Genomic DNA, 18,750 nt, shown 5'->3' on the forward strand with positions numbered 1-18,750 from the left:
TACTTCATAACGCTCTTTATACAACAGAGTATACTTGGCATATTCACCATCTCAAGGAGAGTTTCCATGACCATCTCTGCCCCTCGCTGGGATATGACCAATGTCTATCCCTCGCTCGAATCGAAAGAGTTCAAGAACGCCGTGAAGGAATACTCAGCGCTTCTGGATAAGTTCGAGAAATTCTACAAGAGCAAATTGACCAAAGCCAGCGCAAAAACAAAATCGAAGGAGCTCGGCGCCCTGCTCGGCAAGGCGGTGGATCAGTTCAACGCCATCTACGAACTCGGCGGGACGCTCGGCGCGTACATCGAAGCCTTCGTCACCACCGACTCGCGGAATAAAACCGCCAACCGCCTGCTCTCCGAACTCGAGCAAGTGCAGGTGCGCCAGCGCAACCTCGGCACGCAATTCAGCGCGTGGGTTGGAACGCTCGGTAAAAAACTGGATGAAGCCGTCGCCACGAATCCCTCGGCGAAGGCGCACGCGTTCGGACTCAAAGAGACGCGCGACCAGGCAAAATATCTGATGAGCGAAGCGGAGGAAATGCTCGCCGCGGAAATGTCGCTCAGCGGAGGCAACGCCTTCGGCAAACTGCAGGGGACGGTCACCTCGCAACTTTCTGTGGACTTCGAGCTGGACGGCAAACTTCAAAAGTTACCCATGCCCGCGCTGATCAACCTCCGCTCGCATCCCGATGAAGCGACTCGTCACCGCGCGTACGATGCGGAGAATCAGGCGTGGGAGGGAGTCAAAGAGACGCTAGCCGCGACCCTCAACGGGGTCAAAGGCGAATCGAACATCCTGTGGAAAAGACGCGGACGCAAAGACGCGCTCCACGCCGCGATTGATTTCGCGCGCATGGATCGCAAGACCCTCGACGCGATGATGGGCGCGATGAAAGATTCGTTCCCGATGTTCCGCAAGTATTTCAAACACAAGGCGAAGAAACTGGGCAAAGAAAAACTGGCGTGGTGGGATATCTTCGCCCCGCTCGGTAAAACGGACAAAGTCTATTCGTACTATGAAGCGCGCGATTTCATCCTCAAACATTTCGGCGAATTTTCATCCGATCTTCATGTTATGACTGCGACTGCGTTCAAGAACAATTGGATCGACGCCGAGCAACGCGATGGAAAACGCGGCGGCGCGTTCTGCATGGGAGTCCCGGCGGTGAAGGAAAGCCGCGTCCTTGCCAATTTCGACGGTTCGTTCAATCAGGTCAGCACGCTGGCGCACGAGTTGGGTCACGCCTTCCATAATTATTGCGCATACAAAGCAGGCAAGACCGAACTGCAACAGAACACGCCTATGACTCTCGCAGAGACCGCTTCCATCATGTGCGAGACCATCGTCACCGAAGCCGTATTGTCCACTTCAAAAGACCCGCAAGAGATTCTGGCTGTGCTTGAATCGCAAATTGAAAATGCGGGGCAAGTGATCGTGGATATTTACTCGCGCTTCCTCTTTGAAAAGGAAGTGATGGAACGCCGCGAAAAATCCGAACTCTCTGCCGACGATTTCTGCGAGATCATGGAGCGCGCCCAAAAAGCGACCTATGGCGACGGACTCGATGAACGCTATTTGCAAAAATTCATGTGGACGTGGAAGCCGCATTACTATTCGCCAAACTTCTCGTTCTACAACTTCCCCTATGCGTTCGGTCTGCTGTTTGCCACAGGCTTATATGCCATCTACCGAAAACGCGGCGCAGACTTTGTCCCCGATTACATGAACCTGCTCGCCTCCACCGGCGAAGCGTCTGCGGCGAAACTCGCCAAGCGTTTCGGCATCGACATCACGCAGAAAAAATTCTGGCAGGACAGTCTCGCCATCATCGGGAAGCAAATCGATCGGTTTTGTGAGTTGTGAGATAAGGTAAACAGGTAGACACGTAAACAAGTACACACGTGTCTACCTGTTTTACCTGTGTACGTGTTTCCGTGTGTACGTCCCTGGAGGACCCATGCCCAAAACAAGAATCTTCCTCGCCATTTCAATTCTCATCCTCGCAACACTTGCATGCAACGCGTTATCCCCAACCGCCCAGCCGACACCGGTCATTATCCTCGAGCCGGGGAATCCATCCACGCCTTCCAACCTGCCTGCCACCGAAGCGGATGTTCCGCGCATTTCGTTGGAAGAAGCGTACACGGCTTATGTCGCCGGCGCGGCGATCATCGTGGATGTGCGAGGCACGGAAGCATACAGCGAGAAGCATGTAGTAGGCGCGTTGTCCATTCCGTTGGATCGATTTGAAATTGACATTAATAGCGTCAACCTCGACAAAGACCAATGGATCATCACCTACTGCACCTGACCGAACGAGCATACGAGCGCCCGTGCGGCGTTCCTCATGTTGCACAATGGATACACACAAGTCGAAGCATTGCTCGGCGGGTTGGAAGCGTGGATCAATGCGGGGTATCCGGTTGAGCCGTAGGACAGGATTAATCTTGTCTTACAAATCATGACCATCCTCTCCATCCACCACGTTCAATTAGCCATGCCCGCGGATCAAGAAGATTCAGCGCGGGCATTTTATGTTCACATTCTTGGGCTAACCGAAATTCCCAAACCTGCTGAGCTCGCCAAACGCGGGGGTATCTGGCTTCAAAATGTTCCTCCCGATCCGACAGCAGTTGAACTGCTGTCGGATCAACCTGTTGTTCAAATCCATCTCGGCATCGAAACCGATTTCCGCCCGGCGCGCAAGGCGCACCCCGCACTCCTCGTGGATGATCTTGATACGCTCATTGAAAAGATCCAAGTGGCGGGCTACGAATGGGACTTGTCACAGCCTCCGCTGGAGGAATTCAAGCGCGCGCATGTGTTCGATCCCTTTGGGAATCGGATCGAGTTGATGGAGAAGATATAAACACGCCTCATGTCACCCGTTGGGCTGGTTCAGCCGCCCCAACCGAATCCACACTGACGCGTTTGTGCGCGGATGAAGGTTTGCATCCTTACACGTGGTCGAATGGACCGCACGATACCTACGCGGCACATTCCCACTCATACGACAAAGTCATCTACGTCCTGCGCGGTTCGATCACATTCGGTTTGCCGGAGTTAGGTCAATCACTGGAGTTGCATGCGGGCGACCGGCTCGACCTGCCTGCCGGGGTTGCGCACAATGCCCAAGTCGGCGCGGAGGGGGTGGTCTGCCTGGAGGGACACAAAGGTCGAGAGGGTGAATCAGGTTGCCCGCGCCGCCCTGAGCGTGTCGAAGGGTCGAAATGAACCGGGTTCTTCATCCAAAAGAAAAAGCCCTCGTTGAGTGACGAGGGCTTGTCGTTCGCGGTCGTTTACCAATCGCCTTGAAGCCAGCCGCGCATTTGCATCGCGTCTACCACGCGTTGGATGGCGACCATGTATGCCGCGTCGCGCATGTAGACGTTCTTTTTCTCCGACATTTCATACACGGCGTTGAAGGCATCGGTGATCTTTTCGTCCAGCCGCCCGAGCACTTCTTGCTTCGACCAGTAGAAGTTCATATCGTTCTGCACGCCTTCGAAGTAAGAGGTGGTGACGCCGCCCGCGTTGCACAAAAAGTCGGGGACGAGGAAGATGCCTTTTTCCTTGAAAAATTCATCCGCTTCGGGCGTGGTGGGACCGTTCGCCCCTTCTGCCATGATCTTCAAGCGGCTGGAAATTTTCTTCACCGTCTCGGCGTTGATCTGATTTTCAATGGCGGCAGGGATGAGGACATCCACTTCTTTTGAGAGCCACGCGTCGCCGTCTTCTGCCACGTAACCCGCCTCGGTTGCTTTTGCTTTATCCACTGTGCCGTATTGATCGGTGATCGAAAGCAGGAATTTTGCGTCCACGCCGTCTTTGTGGCTGTACGTGTATGATTTTTTATCGTTGCGGTCCCAGCAGGAAACGCAGGCTACTTTTCCGCCAAGGATTTCGACGAACCCCATGGCGGCATGTTGCGCCACATTGCCAAAGCCCTGGATCGCCGCCACAGAATTCTTCGGATCGATATTGCGGCGTTTCATCGCTTCGCGGATATTGTAGATCACGCCAAAGCCGGTCGCTTCGGTGCGTCCCTGCGAACCGCCGCTCCCGACCGGTTTGCCGGTGAACGCGCCGGGCGTAAATTCACCGGATAATTTCGAATACTCGTCCATCATCCAGCCCATCATCTGGGCGTTGGTGCCCACGTCCGGCGCGGGGATGTCTTGCCGCGGCCCGATATTTCTGATCATCTGCTGTACCCAGCCGCGGCAGAGATGTTCTTTTTCGTTGACTGAAAGTTTGGAAGGATCAACGACGATGCCGCCTTTTCCGCCGCTGAGAGGGATGTCCACCACCGCGCATTTCCACGTCATCCACATGGCGAGGGCGCGCACGGTGTCGAGGGTCTCGTCTGCCGCAAAGCGGATGCCTCCCTTGCTGGGTCCGCGCACGTCGCTGTGTTGCACGCGGAAGCCGGTGAACACGCTGAGCGAGCCGTCGTCCATCCGCACCGGGATGCGGAAGGTGAACTCGCGCGTAGGCACACGCAAGACCTCGCGCACGCCGGCGTCGAGTTTTAACTGTTCCGCTACATGGTCGAATTGCGCCTGTGCGATCTGGAAAGCATTGATTTGTCCAGCCATAACTTTCATCTCCTGAAAATTAAAATATAAACGGGCATCCCGGACGGGAAGCCCGCTTTCACTTCGATGGTTGCGCCGCGCATCCTGTAAAGTGATCCATCATTGCGTTTGCCCTGATTGTACCGTCAACCCGGAACTCAGGCAACAGTCAATTCAACGGGAGGGTTACAAATGAAATAAAGAGGCCGGGCGCATGCCCGGCCGGTTGGCTTATTCAAGATTATCTTCGTCGGTCTCGTCGTCCCCTTGATCGAACTCATATTCGACCTTGTCGCTGTCGAGATGCACCCAAAGCAATAGCACATGCCCGTCGGAGGTTTCCACGTTGCGCGCGGCAAAGATGGGCGCGCTTTGCTCCACGCCGAAATCGTTGCGATAATGCAAGTGGATGGGGGCTTTTGCGTTCCACGCGCGATAACAACGTTCCACCAGCGCGGGTCCGTTGAACGTGCGCAAGCGCGTCAACGCCGGGACGGATAATTGGGCGCGTTCGTTCAAACCCAACGCCCAGCCGTCGTTGACCGCCTCGAAAATAGGCGGCGGTCCCTCGATAATTGTGATCTTTTCGTCCATAGTGGCGACACTATACCATAAAAGGAATTTGGCAAGCATTGCGATTGTATTAGATGAATGTTGGAATTTTCCTGCCATGCAAGACGCTTGCGCTCAGCCTACCCGGTAGGTATACTACCCTCATGCAACCAGAAAAGATCGGGATATATGAAATCAAATCAGAGTTGGGGCGCGGCGGCATGGCAACCGTCTACCGGGGATACGACCCGCGCTTCGAACGCGAGGTGGCTGTCAAAATCCTGCCGCCTGAACTGCTCCACGCCGACCCGCAATTCCGCATGAGGTTTCAGCGCGAGGCGAAGATCATCGCCCAGCTTGAGCATCCTTCCATTGTGCCGGTCTACGATGTGGGAGAGACCGAAGACGGCAAACTGCCTTATTTCGTGATGAAGTACATGAACGGGGGATCGCTCTCGGAGCGCATCAAAAAAGGGATCATGAGCGTGGCAGATGCGGCGCGCATCCTCGAACAGATCGCGCCCGGGTTGGATGAAGCGCACTCGCGGGGGTTCATCCACCGCGATCTCAAGCCCAGCAATATCCTATTCGACAGCCGCGGCATACCATATATATCCGACTTTGGCATCGCCAAGATGACCCAAAGTTCCGGCACCATGACCGGCAGTGGCATCATCGGCACGCCCGCGTACATGGCGCCCGAACAAGCCACCGGCGACGCAGTGGACGGCCGCGCCGACATTTATGCGCTCGGCATCATCCTCTTTGAAATGCTCACCGGTAAACAGCCCTACGAAGCCGACACTCCAATGGCGGTCGCCATTAAACACGTCACCGACCCGGTTCCGCGAATTTTAACGTTCAACCCCAACCTGCCAGCCGACATGGACTTAATCATCCAAAAGGCGATGGCGAAAAGCCGCGATGACCGCTTCGGCACGGCGGTTGAGATGGTTCAAACCCTCAAAGCGATCGCCGGGCAACTTGGAGCGGAGAAAAAGACGCAGACGCTCTCCGCGTTGCGGGCAACGAGAAAACACCAAGTCGTTGCCGAAAAAAGAAAATTTTCACCGGCGATCATCGCTGTGATCGTGTTGGGCGTGATAGGAGTCGCGGCGGCGGGATACTGGCTGACAAACCGGAACAGCCCGCCCGTCGAAAAAGAAGCGACGCAAACTTCCGCGCCCACCTCTGCCCCGGTCACGTTCACTTCCATGCCGACGGTTGAGTCGACCGTCACATCCGCACCGGCGACCGAGACCGCCACGCTCGCCGCGCCGAGGGAAACGCTCGCGCCCAAAATCCCGCTCATCGGCGGCGCAGACAAGATCGCCTTCGTCGCCAACCGCGATATCTGGCTGATGAATGTGGACGGCTCCGACCTGAGGCAACTCACCTTCGACGGCGCCGCCAAAACCGACCTGCAATGGTTGAACGACGGCAAGACCATCATCTTCATCAGCGGCAAGACGATCAAGTACTTCGATATTACAACCGATACGGTTGATACGCTCGCCACCTTTCCCGCCGAAGTGTCGGTGGATGCTTTTCAGGTTTCACACGACAATAAACAAGTTCAGGTTGCCATGAGCAACACCATCTTCGTTGTGCCGTTCGACATAGAACAGTTCAAAGCCATCACCAATCGCGGACAACTTTCGCAAATGAAGGATGCCTGTCTGGTTGAACATACACCCAAGACCATGGCAGTTGCCAGAGTTCGAGAGGCGCGCTGGTCTTCTGACGATCAACTCGTCGCCTGGTTATACACGGGCAACGACGCAAACAACCCAAACCTGCAAGCCGAGCAGATCGGCGTGCTCGATATTTCAGACTGCAAGCCGGAACTGATCGATCTTAAGGACAACTTTCCCGGCACACGCTTCACGCCAGCCGGGTACGAATCTCACGAAATTCCCGACTTCGACTGGGACGGTATGGAACAATTTACATTCAACACCAACCGCCGCAATAACGGCTGGGGCGAAATGTACATCTATAACTGGCTCACCCACAAAGGCATTCAGCAAACTCCGATCGGTTCCTGTTGCTATCGCGATGTCCGCTGGAGTCCCAATGGAACTTTTATATTGATCGCCTTCCAAGACCAATCTCTGGGACCGGACGCAAAAACACAACTTTTTTACCTGCCCTCCGGCGAACTGGACACCGGCGCCAACCTCACGCCGCTCCCTCTGCCTGAAGGATTTTTCAAAGACCCCCGAGAAGGCATTCAAGCGGCGCTACGCCCAGCCCAACAACCCTAAATCGCGTTGACAATTTCCCAAACCATCCCCGGCCCGCGATAGACCAGCCCGGTATACACTTGAACCAGACTCGCGCCCAACGCGAGTCTTTTCTTTGCATCTTCGGGACTCGCAATTCCGCCCACGCTGATGATCGGGACTCTCTCATTGACCAACTTCACAACCTGACTCAAAACCGCCTCACTCCGACCTTTGAGCGGACCGCCGCTTAGTCCGCCTGTCTCGCCCTTCAAGTTTGATCGCACTCCTTCGCGTGAAAGAGTCGTGTTCGTGGCGATAATCCCGTCCATTTTTTTATCGAGGATGACTCCGATTGCATCATCCAATTCTTCATCAGATAAATCAGGCGAAATTTTTACAAGGATTGGAAGTTTCAGGTTCCAGGTTTCACGTTCCAAGTTAATGTGACCCAGTAAATTCTCCAACATCTCGCGATTCTGTAAACGACGCAAACCGATGGTGTTAGGCGATGAGATGTTAATGGTCAAATAATCCGCCCGCGGAGCAAACACCTTCATCAACTCAACATAATCGCGCGCGGCTTCTTCCAACGGCGTGTCTTTATTCTTCCCCAAGTTCACGCCAACGATCACAGACCTTCGATTGCCAACCTTCGACATGCGACCTGCGACCTTCGACATGCCCTGAGATGGAAACCCCATCCGATTGATCACCGCCTCATCTTCCGCCAGCCGAAACACACGCGGACGCGGATTCCCAGCCTGAGGCTTCGGCGTGACCGTCCCCACTTCGACGTGACCGAACCCCAGCGCGGCGAGTCCGCGAACTGCCACTCCATCCTTGTCATATCCCGCCGCGAGACCGACGGGATTCTTGAATGTTAATCCAAACGCCTGAACGGGTTTTGATTCGGTTTTATAGAGTCGTGTGAGAAACCAATTGGAAAGTGGGAAGTTTCCTGCAATACTTAACAATCGAAGCGTGAGTTGATGCGATGCTTCGGGGTCGAGGCGAAAGAGGAAGGAGCGAAGAAATGAATACAAAGCTTTTCCTTTGTGTTCCCTTGTGAACTTTGTGTTTAGAATCGTTTCTGCCCGCTCTTATTCAAGAAATACTGGATCATTTCCTCCTCAGGGTGCGGAACATTCATCAACGCGAACATCGCCGCCAGCTCGCCGCGGTGATGTGTGTTGTGATTCGGCGGCTGGACCATCATCTGCCACAACGGAAGCGTGAACGTCTCGCCTTTGGGGTTGGTGTACGTCACATCGCGCCACAGGCTGGTCTCCGTTTGCTCCGAAACGTAATCGCGCATGTTCTTTTCCACCTCCACCCAATACGCGCGGATGGATTTCACATCGGGGAAATCTTTCGCATCGAGGAACTCGCCCTTCTCGCCGAGCCAACGCTGACGCCACATCCGCTCCGAACTCATCATGTGGACAAGGATCGCGTGGGCGGTCTCCCATGAATGTCCGTGCTTGTGGAAGAGGCTTTCGTGATCGAGCGTCTCTGCAACAACGAGATAACGCTTGTTCGCCCAGTAGTTGTACTCGTAGAGTTCTTCAAGATAATTTTTGAATTGCATAATTTCTCCGTGGGGCGGGATGCTTGCCCTGAGCCTGTCGAAGGGGTATCCCGCCTTATGATCGTTTCTTTCCTTGTTTCAACATCTCGATCATCTTGACGATTCGATTCTGCCACGTCTCTTCCTTTTTCGCTTCGTTGATCCACATCACATATTCTCTTTTGTGCGAGTACGAAAGTTTATCAAAGAACGCTTTGGCTTCCTTATTCTGTTTCAATTCTCTCATCAGATCTTTGGGGACTTCGACCTCGCGCGGCTCGGTATCCAACTCAACCGTGATTCTCACCTTATCGCCAAACGACTTGCCGATCTGCTCGCGGATGGATTTGAGGATGATCAGGATGTGATAGTCCGTGCCCATGCGCGCCAACATGCCGCGATACGGAACCCCATCAAACGTGGCTTTGACCTTGGGTTTCTTCGCGCCGAAGGCTTTCTCCACATCGAAGGGAACGTCCACGAACGCGCCGCCTCCGCCTGCGTTCAATATGGTGGCTGTGAAGGTGTGTTTGTTGGGCATAGGTCCCTCGTAAGTTTATTCTAACATGTACAATGAGTGTATAATTTCAACGAGGAAAAATGTCGCTTACTTTTAGCACACTTGCACCCGCAGATTTGGAGCGGTATCGAAAAGCGCTTAGAAGCCGCGTGGATGTCGCGCGGACTCAGGCTGATTCGCGCTTTAAGAAAGCCAGCGAGATTGCCAGCCGCACGGCATTAGTTCTTAAGCGTGAATTTGACGTAAAGAAAGTTGTGGTGTTTGGCTCCATCGTTCACCCGCATTTATTCCATGCCCATTCGGACGTTGATCTTGCTGTTTGGGGATTAACAGGACGACAATACTACAGGGCAGTAGGATTACTTCAAAGCTTGGACCCAGAAATCAGCGTAGATCTTATCGCTTTTGAAGATGCGACGAAATCGATGCAAGAAACCATCTTGCGCGATGGGAATGAACTATGAGCGAGTACTCCGCGCTGGCAGAGTTTTTAGAAAGTGTCAACTGAATTCAAAAGCAGAACTCGGAGTTTTTGAAAACTCCGAGTTCTTTTATTTTACGAACGCGCCGCCTGCATTGAGGATGGTGGCTGTGAAGGTGTGTTTTTGGGTATAGCTCATCTTCTCTTATACTTTTGCAATAAAGTGTTGTATTCTAAAGAACCGGGTTGAGGGCCAGTCAATACTGCATCAATAAATTCCTGAGGCGGCATATAATGATGCTCTACAACATAATGATAAATCAAAGCGGGTACCGCATAAATCACGCCTTTTCCTATAATACGTATCTCCCCATTTCCAATGCTCATCCAATTTGCATTATCACCGTAGGCAGGGTGATCCCTGCTCCATTCATCGAATGAAAACCCACAAAGTTCACATTCATGGAATCCCCGCATGGTTTTTACAATATTTTCATCTAGGCAAAATCTAAAAAGTTTTTCTCGAAACTCAATTGTTGTATCGCCAATATCAAAACCTTCTATCGCACTCAGCCAGCCAATATTGAGCGATTCTTCATTTCCGTAGTAAGAATAGGGGGATAAATCTTTGAAATAAGTCATTATGAGTCTTTCAAAAACTTCCTCGTCGCCTCAATTTTATCCTTCTCCACCTTCCCCGTCTCCTCCCAATACTCCAACAATTGACCGATCGTCAACACCGCGTGCAGGGAATATCCCGCCCCCGCCAGCGACTCTTTCGCGCCCGATTGACGATCAATCAGCACGACGACATCCTTCACGACCAAGCCCGCGCCTGTCAATTTTTCGATGGCTTCAAATTTACTTCCGCCCGTGGTGGCGAGATCGTCAATGACGACGACCGTCTCGCCTGCGTGATACTCGCCTTCGATCTCCGCTTTCGTGCCATAGGACTTGGCTTCCTTGCGCGGGTAGATCATGGGATAGTTTCCCGCGAGGGAGATGGCGGTTGCGATGGGGATGGCGGCGTAGGGCAAGCCTGCAATGCGAGAGAATTGGAGAGTTGAGAGAATTGGCAAATAGGCTTGAGCAATATCCGCGAGAAGTTTGGGATGGGTGATGATGCGGCGGAGATCAATGTAAATGGGACTCGTGAGTCCCGACTTGAGAGTGAACTCGCCGAATTTGATACAGCCTGCCTCGAGTAAACCATCTGCCAGAGAGTGAAGTTTTGGGTTCGTGTCAGTCATTCGCATCCTTTCTCAATATTACAGCGCAAGGTAGGCGGACGTTAGAGAACGTCCGCCTACGCCCATGGTGTAAGAGACGCTCTCTAGCGTCGGACTTTGCGCTGTAAAACTAATAGCCGCGTTCGAAATCAACTTGGTATTTTAATTCCACGCCGCGCAGGTAACGCTGATAGTTCTCACGGAAGATTCGCACAATGTCCTCGGGCAAACTGGGCGCGGACGTGTGAAAGGTCATCAACAAATTCGGCGTCGTCCAAAACGGATGCTCTTTCGGAAGCGGCTCTTGATCAAACACATCCAGCGCCGCGCCTGCGATCTGCTTCGACTCGAGCGCATGGATCAGCGCGGATTCGTCCACTGCGCCGCCGCGCCCAACGTTGATGAAGATCGCGCGCGCGGGCAAGGCGTTCAGCAATGAGGCGTCCACGATGCGATGCGTCTCCGATGTGTTCGGCAGGACGGCGACTAGATAATCCAACTCTTTGGCAAACTCAATTAAATCGTTTCCGTGATAATACGCATCCACATCGGGGCAATCTTCGCTGGCGCGCGTATATCCGCGCGCGCTCATTCCAAAATGTTTTGCTGTCTTTGCAATGACTGCGCCGATCGAACCGACGCCAAGCAACCCGATCGTCTTTCCGCGCAACATGCCCGTTGTGCTTGAGTCCCAGCGATGTTCCTGTTGGGCGCGATAGCGTTCAAAGATGCGCCGCTCATGATTGAGCAGATACCCGAACACATACTCAGACATCAAATCGCCGAACACGCCGCGCGCGTTCGTCAAAATATAATCGCGGCGCAGTGACGGGTCGAGAAACTGCTCCACGCCCGCATACATGGATTGCGCCCAGCGCAAGTTTTTCATCTTCATCAAAAGCGGCTGGACCAATTTCGGCTCGCCAAGGACGATCTCACAATCCAAACCAACCGCCTCGGCTTCCGTCGCATTCATTGCAGTGACGATTTTCAACTCAGGCAATTCCGCCCTTTCAAGCAAACGCCGATATTTGTCGGCATGTCCCGATACGATCAAAAGTTTAGCCATTAAGTTTTCCGATTTCATTTCTAATGCTCAAGATTTCATCTTGTAGTTCCGCTGCAAGTTACCATCAATCGAAGAGTTGAATCATGTCAGCCATAAAGAAATTCCACGATCCGTTCCGCATCCATGACCGTTACAGGTATGCCTGCTTTTTCAAATGAACGATTCGTTTTTGAAAACTTCAATTTGAATTCAAAGCCTTGAAGATTTTGATTGGTCTCCTCGATGTAATCAATTTCGCTTCCATCGTACGTCCGCCAAAAATAGGAGGAACTCAGGCTTCGCCGATATTCATTCATTTTCATCCGCTCGGCGATCATCCAATTTTCGAACAGGGCGCCGCCGTCTGCGCGCGAATCCAGCGGATTGAAATTGCGGATGACCGCGTTCCTCACGCCGACATCCCAAAAATAGATTTTTCTTAATTTCGAAAGCGTCCTTCTTTTGTTGCCCGAGTAGGGCGGCAGGCGGAAGATAACAAAACTGCGCTCCAACAGTTGCACATAACGTTCGACGGAGATTCGATCCATGCCGATGGTTTGGGCGAGTTCGGCGTACGAAACTTCCGACCCGATCTGCAAGGCAAGCGCCTGCACCAGCTTGTTCAAAGCCTCAGGGTTGCGAACCTGCTGAAGTTCCAAAATGTCGCGATACAAATAACTGGCGGCGATCTCTCTCACTTCGCGCGCCTTGCTCTCGTAAGAATCCTGCTGGATCACGCGCGGATAGGAACCATACACAAGCAGGTCAGTCCATTTTTTTTGAATTTCCAACACATCCGCATCGGGAACGATCTCCGACAATGCCAGAGGATACAGGTTGTACACGAACTTTCTCCCCGTCAGCGGCTCCTGCGTGGAATCAAGCAGGTTGATCGTGGACGAACCTGTAACGATCACCTGCCGTTGCGCGCCGTAATGATCCACCAGCAGTTTCAACGTTTGCCCGATGGTTTTTATCTTTTGCCCTTCGTCAACGAAAAGAACTTCCGCGTCTCCCACCATGCGCGTGAGGCTCTCGAGGCTTTTATCGTTCAGCGCCTCGCGGTCTATCGGATCGTCGCCATTGATAAATCGGACCTTGCGCCCATCGAGCCGCTCCAGCGCCATTTGCGCCAGAGTCGTTTTACCCGTCTGCCGCGCGCCGACGAGAATAATCACACGACCTTGGAAACAGTCGCTGACAAGATTATTGGCGATTAGGCGGGAGTAAAGCATCGTATTTTGGCGTAATTTCGTGAGTTAACTCATTTTATTACGCTATTTTTCCTGTGTCAATTGCATTTTGACCTGCACCATCTGGTCTCGTATCTCCGCCGCCGCCAACTTCGGATTCTTTGCCCGCGAGATTCCGCGTGAGACGGGGATCAACATCCCGCTTCCATCCCGACGTAAGCCTGCTCGCAAAGCGGACGCCAACTCCCCGCCTTGAGCGCCAACGCCAGGCGCGAGGAACCACAGATCAGGCGCGGCGGCACGGACGCGTTTCAGCGCCTCCACATGCGTCGCGCCGACGACGAGTCCGATGTTGTTGTTGGTATTCCATGATTGGGCGAGGTGGGCGACGTGTTCATGTAACGGTAGGGGCGGACGGCCGTCCGCCCCTACGACGGATATATCTTGCAAATCACCTGAACCTGGATTCGATGTTTTGCACAACAAGAACACGCCTCGCTCTGGATAATTTAAAAAGGGATCAATCGAGTCTTTGCCAAGATACGGACTCAACGTCACGCAATGCGCGCCGAGCGATTCAAACACAGACTTTGCGTATGCTTCGGCTGTGGAGGCGATGTCGCCGCGTTTCGCGTCGAGGACGACGGGGATCATCGAGCCGAGTCGTTTTGATTCTTCGTCAATCGCTTCGATGACTTGCTTGAGCGCGGTCCAGCCCTCGGCGCCGAAGACTTCGAAGAACGCGGCGTTGGGTTTGAATGCCGCAGCGTAGGGAGCGGTCGCCTTAACGAGAGTCAGGCAGAAGTCGAGGGCTGAAGCGGCGCTGGGAGAAGTCAACTCGCTGACGTGCGGGTCAAGTCCCACACAGAGCAATGACGAGCAATCATCCACGCGCTTTTCCAAAAAAGAAAAAAAAGTTTCCATGTTTTAGAGTTCCATGTTTTAGAGTTCCATGTTTCAAGTTCCATGTTTCAAGTAGACCTGAAACGTGAAACTTGGAACGTGACACTATGCCTTCCCGAGCACCATCGCCAACAACGCCATTCGCACATACAAACCATATTCCATCTGGCGGAAGTAGGCGGCGCGTGGATCGTCGTCGAAATCCATGCTGATCTCGGTGACGCGCGGGAGCGGGTGCATGACGATCATCTTTTGTTTCGCGGCTTGCATGATGGCGGGGTCGATCACGTATGCGCTCTTGACCTTTTCATAATCGGCGGGGTCTTCAAATCTTTCTTTTTGCACGCGCGTCACGTACAACACATCCGTTTCGGGCAAAACTTTTTCGAGCGACGAAAATTCTTTTTGTGAAATGCCTTTCTCGCTCACTTCGTCCATCACTTCTTGCGGCATCTTCAAAATATCGGGCGAGACGTAATTCAACTTCACATTGAACAACGACAGCAAACGCGCCAGCGAATGCACAGTGCGTCCGTATTTCAGATCGCCGAGCATGGTGACGGTGAGTCCATCGAATTGCTTGAGTTCCTCCCTGATCGTGAACGCGTCGAGCAACGCCTGTGTGGGATGTTCGCCCGTGCCGTCGCCCGCGTTGATGAGCGGCTTTTTCATCGCTTTTGCCGCGATCGCCGCCGATCCCGTTTCGGGATGTCGCAACACGATCACATCGGCATAACATTCGAGCGTGCGCACGGTATCGGTCAACGTTTCGCCTTTCGTCACCGACGAATATTTCACCTCGTTGATCGGGATGACCGAGCCGCCGAGTCGTTCCATCGCGGCGGTGAACGACGACGATGTGCGCGTGGACGGTTCGTAAAACAGGTTCGCTAAAATTTTTCCTTTGAGCAAATCAAACGTCCCCACGCGCTCGACCATTCCGCGCATCTCGTGCGCCACGCCGAAGACGTATTCCAGATCTTCGCGCTTGAACTGTTTGACCGACACAATGTCTTTGCCATACCACTCGGCAGTTTTATTTTCGCCGAACGGCAGGTGAGGGGAGGATGAATTTGTTGGCATGGGACTCCTTTTTGTAATTGGTAATTTGTAATTGGTGGTGGTACAGAGATCTGAGAATTGGAGAATTAGAGATTGGAGACTGGAGATTAGAGACTAAGTGACTAGAAGACCAGAAGACTAGCAGACTAAAAACCACGCTTCTTTCTTCGGGTGAGGCTGATTCTATTCAATTTACATTTTCTACTCTTCAAGCATTCCTACCCATTCCAGCGGCGTGATCTGAGTGAGTGATTCGCCATTCGGGCGCATGACCCATGTGGAGTCGTCGTCGGCATTGGTGAGGATGAGCCAATCGCCGTCCGTCCATGCGCGCGGGTTGAAATAAGGTTTGGTATCGTAATCGGGAGTGTAAATGCTGTTCCATGTATGAGTTTGCAGATCAAAGACGAGCATTTCGGTTTGATAGTCTCCGTTCGCGTCGCGGCGTGAGGCTGTGAATAACAACTTGTTGCTATCGGGTGAAAAGAGATGGGCTTCCACGTTTTCCCATGTTTCGTTCAGAGCGTATGTTGTTTCATATCCGTTCGAGAGGTCGCGGATGTGAAGAGTCCATGGCAGGGTGAAGTCGGCTTGGGGTTCGCCCCAGGTCAGGTAGGCGAGCAGGCGTCCATCCGCAGAGACCGTTGCCGAAACGCCGGCATATATCTCAGCGGGATTGAGAGTCCAAAGCGGTGTGATCGTGTCCGTTGAAACATCGGCAAGATACAACGAAGCGACTTGCGTGGGAGTCATGCCGCTGTAAAACGTGTGCAACGCGTAGACGAGTATCTGCCGCGCCTCATCATAGAAGATCGGAACGAGCGCATGACCAGCTGCTTCCTCCGGCAACTCCGTGCGCCAGACTTCGCGGCTCTCGCCCGTTTCCAACGAAGTGACGAAGACCGAGCGCGTCATCGTTCCGTCTTTATCGGCGCGGCTCCAAACGAGGCTCGTGCCGTCGGAGGAAAATATCGGCGCGATGCGCGGACTTCCTTCCACATCACGCCGCGTATCCAAATCAGCGATCAATCGCTCGCGCGGATACACCTGCCTGAGTTCGAGGGAGGCATCGCCTGTGTCGGTCAACGAATAGATGTTTCCATTGCGCACAAGAACAAAATCAATTACCGGCGCGTAGAACCGTTGAAGAAGGAATCCCGATGTTACGCCAGCAGGATCGAGGAAAGCGAGACTCTCCTCCGTGCGGACGATCCACTTCCCCGCGCCGTCAACCGCCGCAAGCGGAGCAAAAGCCGCATCTGGCGTGACGGTGGCACACACTGTACCGCATCCGCCGGGGCAATCGCCGTTGCAGAAATATGTTTCATTAGCGCGGCAAGCAGGCGGCGTACAGACTGCCATCAATGTTTCGGTGGGCGAAATCGGAAACGGGACGAGGGTATCTGTCGCTGGCGGTGCGGGGGACATTGGAACGAATAAGCTACATGCCATTATTGCAAGAAGCATTGGGATGAGGGTTAATTTTTTCATTTTTTTACCTATCTACATCGGTTCGTTCGTCCCTTCGACACGGCTCAGGACGAACAGGGAGACTGACGCGGCTTTCCAAACTTTTATCTCATCTGAAAAGATGATTCGCCAGCGGAATGACATTGATCAACGGCTCTTCGTAGGGATGCACGCTCTTTATCACCTTTATCGCCTCATTCACCAACTCGCCTTTGCAATTGACTTCCATTTTATACTCCGCCACTTCGCTGATCTGACCAACTGTCCCTTCAAATGGATTCGCTCCCTCCATCGGGCGAAAAAATCCGCGCACGGGAGTCAACGCGACGCAGTGGTCGTAATTTCCGATCACGCCTACTCCGATCTCTGAAAGCGCGTCGGCGAGTTTCATCGCGTGATCTTGTGGGATGAAAATTTCTAGTTTCACGTCGGTGAAGTTTTGCATCATTGCCTCACATTCTTTCCATAACCTTGTTCTGCCAAAACCTTCCCATCTTCAAAAGCAGTTTTACCACGCAACACAACTTTCCTCACCTTGCCTTTGACCTTCCACCCCTCAAACGGAGTCCAGCCACAGCGGGTGAATTGCTCCTCGGCTTTGATCTCGTATTCAGCGGACTCGTCCACTTCGATCCATGTTTCGGGTTGTTCGGGGAGGTGGAAGATTCTGCGCGGGTTGACGACACTTTTCTGAATTACATCGTCCATCGTCAATCGTCCATCGTCAACAGCCGTGAGCAACAAAGGAAGCAATGTTTCCAGCCCAGGGAATCCAGGCGGAGGATTCTCGGAATCTTTTTCTGCGAGAGTGTGAGGGGCGTGGTCGGTGGCGAAGCAGTCAATGACATCCATGTTTTGCCAGAGGGCGTCTACATCTTCTTGGGCGGCGAGGCGTGGGCGGACTTCTTTTCTTCCAGGTGGTAGACCTGACAGGTTTTGGAAACCTGTCAGGTCTTTTGTTAGAAATAGATGATGTGGACACACTTCACACGTCACTTTGATACCACGTTCTTTGGCGGCTTTGACGAGGAGGATTTCCTCTTTCAATGAGACGTGCGCGATGTGAACGGGACGGTCATAGATCGCGGCGAAGAGAATCCCTGCCGCCATGGTTCGGGATTCGGAGTGCAAGACGATGGGATATTCTTTTGGAAATTTTTCAAAGTGCGGCTGCCATAATGTCATGTCATCTAGGCGGAGTTCGCCGAAGGTTGAGTCGAGGTACATTTTCAAGCCTGCGGCTTTGGGCGCGAGGGATGCGGCGATGTCGGCGTTGTCGGGTCCTGCGCCGAGGAATTGGGCGTAGTCGCAACGCGCTTTTCCTTTTGCGGCAGATAAAGCCAGATCCAGTGTCGAATTATCGAATATCGGAGGCTTCGTATTCGGCATGGCGAGGATCATCGTCACGCCGCCCGCGAGCGCGGCTTGAGTGACGGTGTCCCAGTCTTCTTTGTGGGTCTGCCCAGGTTCGCGCACGTGGACGTGAGGGTCAATTAGGCCAGGGAGTTTGAGCATGAGTCAGGTTCCAGGTTCCAGGTTTCAGGTTTCAAGTATCAGGTGTCAAGTTCCAAGTTGAGAACAAGTTGTTGCCCAGAAGATTACAAAATGCTACAATCGAAATCAAGATAACGCAAGGATAATGACAAATGACTGAACTAAAACTTGATAAAGACGAACTCGAACTGCTTGTCTCGTATGGGCAGGATGAGTGGAAGTCTGCAAAAAGTGTGAAAGAACAAAAAGAGAAATATCAAGCGTATGCGCGCGCCACATTCAAGAAGGATAAGCGTGTCAACATCCGCATTTCTTCCAAAGACCTGACGAGTTTACAAAAACGCGCCATTCGTGAAGGTGTTCCCTACCAAACATTGATTGCCAGCGTGTTGCATAAATATGCCAGCGGAGGACTGACAGAAAAGTAGGTTGTGAAGCGCGACCTCACCCCAGCCCCTCTCCTAAAAGGAGAGGGGAGTC

At 53.0% G+C, this 18,750-nt stretch carries 21 protein-coding genes; 7 read left to right on the forward strand and 14 right to left on the reverse strand.

The genetic code is table 11. The features are described 5' to 3' along the window. Positions 1-66: 66 nt before the first annotated feature. From AC16KF_RS09490 to AC16KF_RS09505, 4 genes are all read left to right on the forward strand, one after another. Complete coding sequence (locus tag AC16KF_RS09490; protein WP_484037071.1) at positions 67-1,869, forward strand: M3 family oligoendopeptidase; 1,803 nt, start codon at positions 67-69, stop codon at positions 1,867-1,869. Between the two features lie 94 nt (positions 1,870-1,963). Beyond that, entirely contained in the window at positions 1,964-2,317 is a 354-nt protein-coding gene (locus AC16KF_RS09495; RefSeq protein ID WP_484037072.1) for a rhodanese-like domain-containing protein, read from the forward strand. Between the two features lie 150 nt (positions 2,318-2,467). Further along, positions 2,468-2,875: a VOC family protein gene (locus tag AC16KF_RS09500; RefSeq protein WP_484037073.1), complete on the forward strand. Its 408-nt coding sequence runs from the start codon at positions 2,468-2,470 to the stop codon at positions 2,873-2,875. Then, positions 2,782-3,240, forward strand: coding sequence for a cupin domain-containing protein (locus AC16KF_RS09505; protein ID WP_484037074.1), 459 nt, complete (start codon positions 2,782-2,784; stop codon positions 3,238-3,240). Before AC16KF_RS09500 ends, AC16KF_RS09505 begins: the two co-directional genes overlap by 94 nt. Positions 3,241-3,305: 65 nt before the next feature. Here the strand turns inward: AC16KF_RS09505 and AC16KF_RS09510 are convergent, their stop codons facing one another. Both AC16KF_RS09510 and AC16KF_RS09515 read right to left on the reverse strand, forming a co-directional pair. Further along, on the reverse strand, positions 3,306-4,604 hold the full coding sequence (locus AC16KF_RS09510; RefSeq protein WP_484037075.1) for a Glu/Leu/Phe/Val family dehydrogenase: 1,299 nt from the start codon (positions 4,602-4,604) through the stop codon (positions 3,306-3,308). A 210-nt stretch (positions 4,605-4,814) separates the two neighbouring features. Next, positions 4,815-5,177, reverse strand: a complete 363-nt coding sequence (locus tag AC16KF_RS09515; protein WP_484037076.1) for a hypothetical protein — start codon at positions 5,175-5,177, stop codon at positions 4,815-4,817. Positions 5,178-5,299: 122 nt separating this feature from the next. Here AC16KF_RS09515 and AC16KF_RS09520 point away from each other — a divergent pair, with 122 nt between their 5' ends. Beyond that, positions 5,300-7,402 carry a protein kinase domain-containing protein gene (locus AC16KF_RS09520; RefSeq protein ID WP_484037077.1) on the forward strand — a complete coding sequence of 701 codons (2,103 nt, stop codon included), beginning with the start codon at positions 5,300-5,302 and terminating at the stop codon, positions 7,400-7,402. Here the strand turns inward: AC16KF_RS09520 and AC16KF_RS09525 are convergent. The 3 genes from AC16KF_RS09525 to AC16KF_RS09535 are packed head-to-tail and all read right to left on the reverse strand — an operon-like array spanning position 7,399 to position 9,471. Continuing rightward, a complete protein-coding gene (locus AC16KF_RS09525; protein ID WP_484037078.1) occupies positions 7,399-8,406 on the reverse strand; it encodes a quinone-dependent dihydroorotate dehydrogenase in 1,008 nt (335 codons plus the stop codon). The genes AC16KF_RS09520 and AC16KF_RS09525 overlap by 4 nt on opposite strands. 35 nt (positions 8,407-8,441) lie before the next feature. Beyond that, on the reverse strand, positions 8,442-8,951 hold the full coding sequence (locus tag AC16KF_RS09530) for a DinB family protein (protein WP_484037079.1): 510 nt from the start codon (positions 8,949-8,951) through the stop codon (positions 8,442-8,444). A gap of 55 nt (positions 8,952-9,006) precedes the next feature. Further along, positions 9,007-9,471, reverse strand: coding sequence for a YdeI/OmpD-associated family protein (locus AC16KF_RS09535; protein ID WP_484037080.1), 465 nt, complete (start codon positions 9,469-9,471; stop codon positions 9,007-9,009). A 59-nt stretch (positions 9,472-9,530) separates the two neighbouring features. On the opposite strand from AC16KF_RS09535, the gene AC16KF_RS09540 reads away from it, so the two are divergent. After that, positions 9,531-9,914, forward strand: a complete 384-nt coding sequence (locus AC16KF_RS09540) for a nucleotidyltransferase family protein (protein WP_484037081.1) — start codon at positions 9,531-9,533, stop codon at positions 9,912-9,914. Between the two features lie 152 nt (positions 9,915-10,066). Here the strand turns inward: AC16KF_RS09540 and AC16KF_RS09545 are convergent, their stop codons facing one another. The 9 genes from AC16KF_RS09545 to AC16KF_RS09585 form a co-directional block, all read right to left on the reverse strand. After that, a complete protein-coding gene (locus AC16KF_RS09545) occupies positions 10,067-10,513 on the reverse strand; it encodes a DUF7919 family protein (RefSeq protein WP_484037082.1) in 447 nt (148 codons plus the stop codon). Beyond that, a complete protein-coding gene (pyrE, locus tag AC16KF_RS09550) occupies positions 10,513-11,121 on the reverse strand; it encodes an orotate phosphoribosyltransferase (protein WP_484037083.1) in 609 nt (202 codons plus the stop codon). The genes AC16KF_RS09545 and pyrE overlap by 1 nt, the downstream gene beginning before the upstream one ends. A gap of 109 nt (positions 11,122-11,230) precedes the next feature. Beyond that, a complete protein-coding gene (locus AC16KF_RS09555; RefSeq protein WP_484037084.1) occupies positions 11,231-12,169 on the reverse strand; it encodes a D-2-hydroxyacid dehydrogenase in 939 nt (312 codons plus the stop codon). 86 nt (positions 12,170-12,255) lie between these two features. Beyond that, positions 12,256-13,326 (reverse strand): ATP-binding protein, encoded by a 1,071-nt coding sequence (locus AC16KF_RS09560; RefSeq protein WP_484037085.1) that lies wholly within the window; start codon positions 13,324-13,326, stop codon positions 12,256-12,258. A 99-nt stretch (positions 13,327-13,425) separates the two neighbouring features. After that, positions 13,426-14,265 (reverse strand): orotidine-5'-phosphate decarboxylase, encoded by an 840-nt coding sequence (pyrF, locus tag AC16KF_RS09565; RefSeq protein ID WP_484037086.1) that lies wholly within the window; start codon positions 14,263-14,265, stop codon positions 13,426-13,428. Positions 14,266-14,349: 84 nt separating this feature from the next. Beyond that, on the reverse strand, positions 14,350-15,327 hold the full coding sequence (pyrB, locus tag AC16KF_RS09570) for an aspartate carbamoyltransferase (RefSeq protein WP_484037087.1): 978 nt from the start codon (positions 15,325-15,327) through the stop codon (positions 14,350-14,352). 180 nt (positions 15,328-15,507) lie between these two features. Further along, on the reverse strand, positions 15,508-16,734 hold the full coding sequence (locus tag AC16KF_RS09575) for a TolB-like translocation protein (RefSeq protein ID WP_484037088.1): 1,227 nt from the start codon (positions 16,732-16,734) through the stop codon (positions 15,508-15,510). Between the two features lie 151 nt (positions 16,735-16,885). Further along, positions 16,886-17,224, reverse strand: a complete 339-nt coding sequence (locus tag AC16KF_RS09580) for a cytochrome C biogenesis protein (protein WP_484037089.1) — start codon at positions 17,222-17,224, stop codon at positions 16,886-16,888. Next, the gene (locus tag AC16KF_RS09585; RefSeq protein WP_484037090.1) at positions 17,221-18,291 is read right to left on the reverse strand and encodes an amidohydrolase family protein; all 1,071 of its coding nucleotides are present in this window, start codon (positions 18,289-18,291) and stop codon (positions 17,221-17,223) included. Before AC16KF_RS09585 ends, AC16KF_RS09580 begins: the two co-directional genes overlap by 4 nt. A gap of 131 nt (positions 18,292-18,422) precedes the next feature. On the opposite strand from AC16KF_RS09585, the gene AC16KF_RS09590 reads away from it, so the two are divergent. Then, entirely contained in the window at positions 18,423-18,698 is a 276-nt protein-coding gene (locus tag AC16KF_RS09590; protein WP_484037091.1) for an antitoxin, read from the forward strand. Positions 18,699-18,750: the final 52 nt, after the last annotated feature.

It is taken from the genome of Candidatus Defluviilinea gracilis (assembly GCF_057138825.1).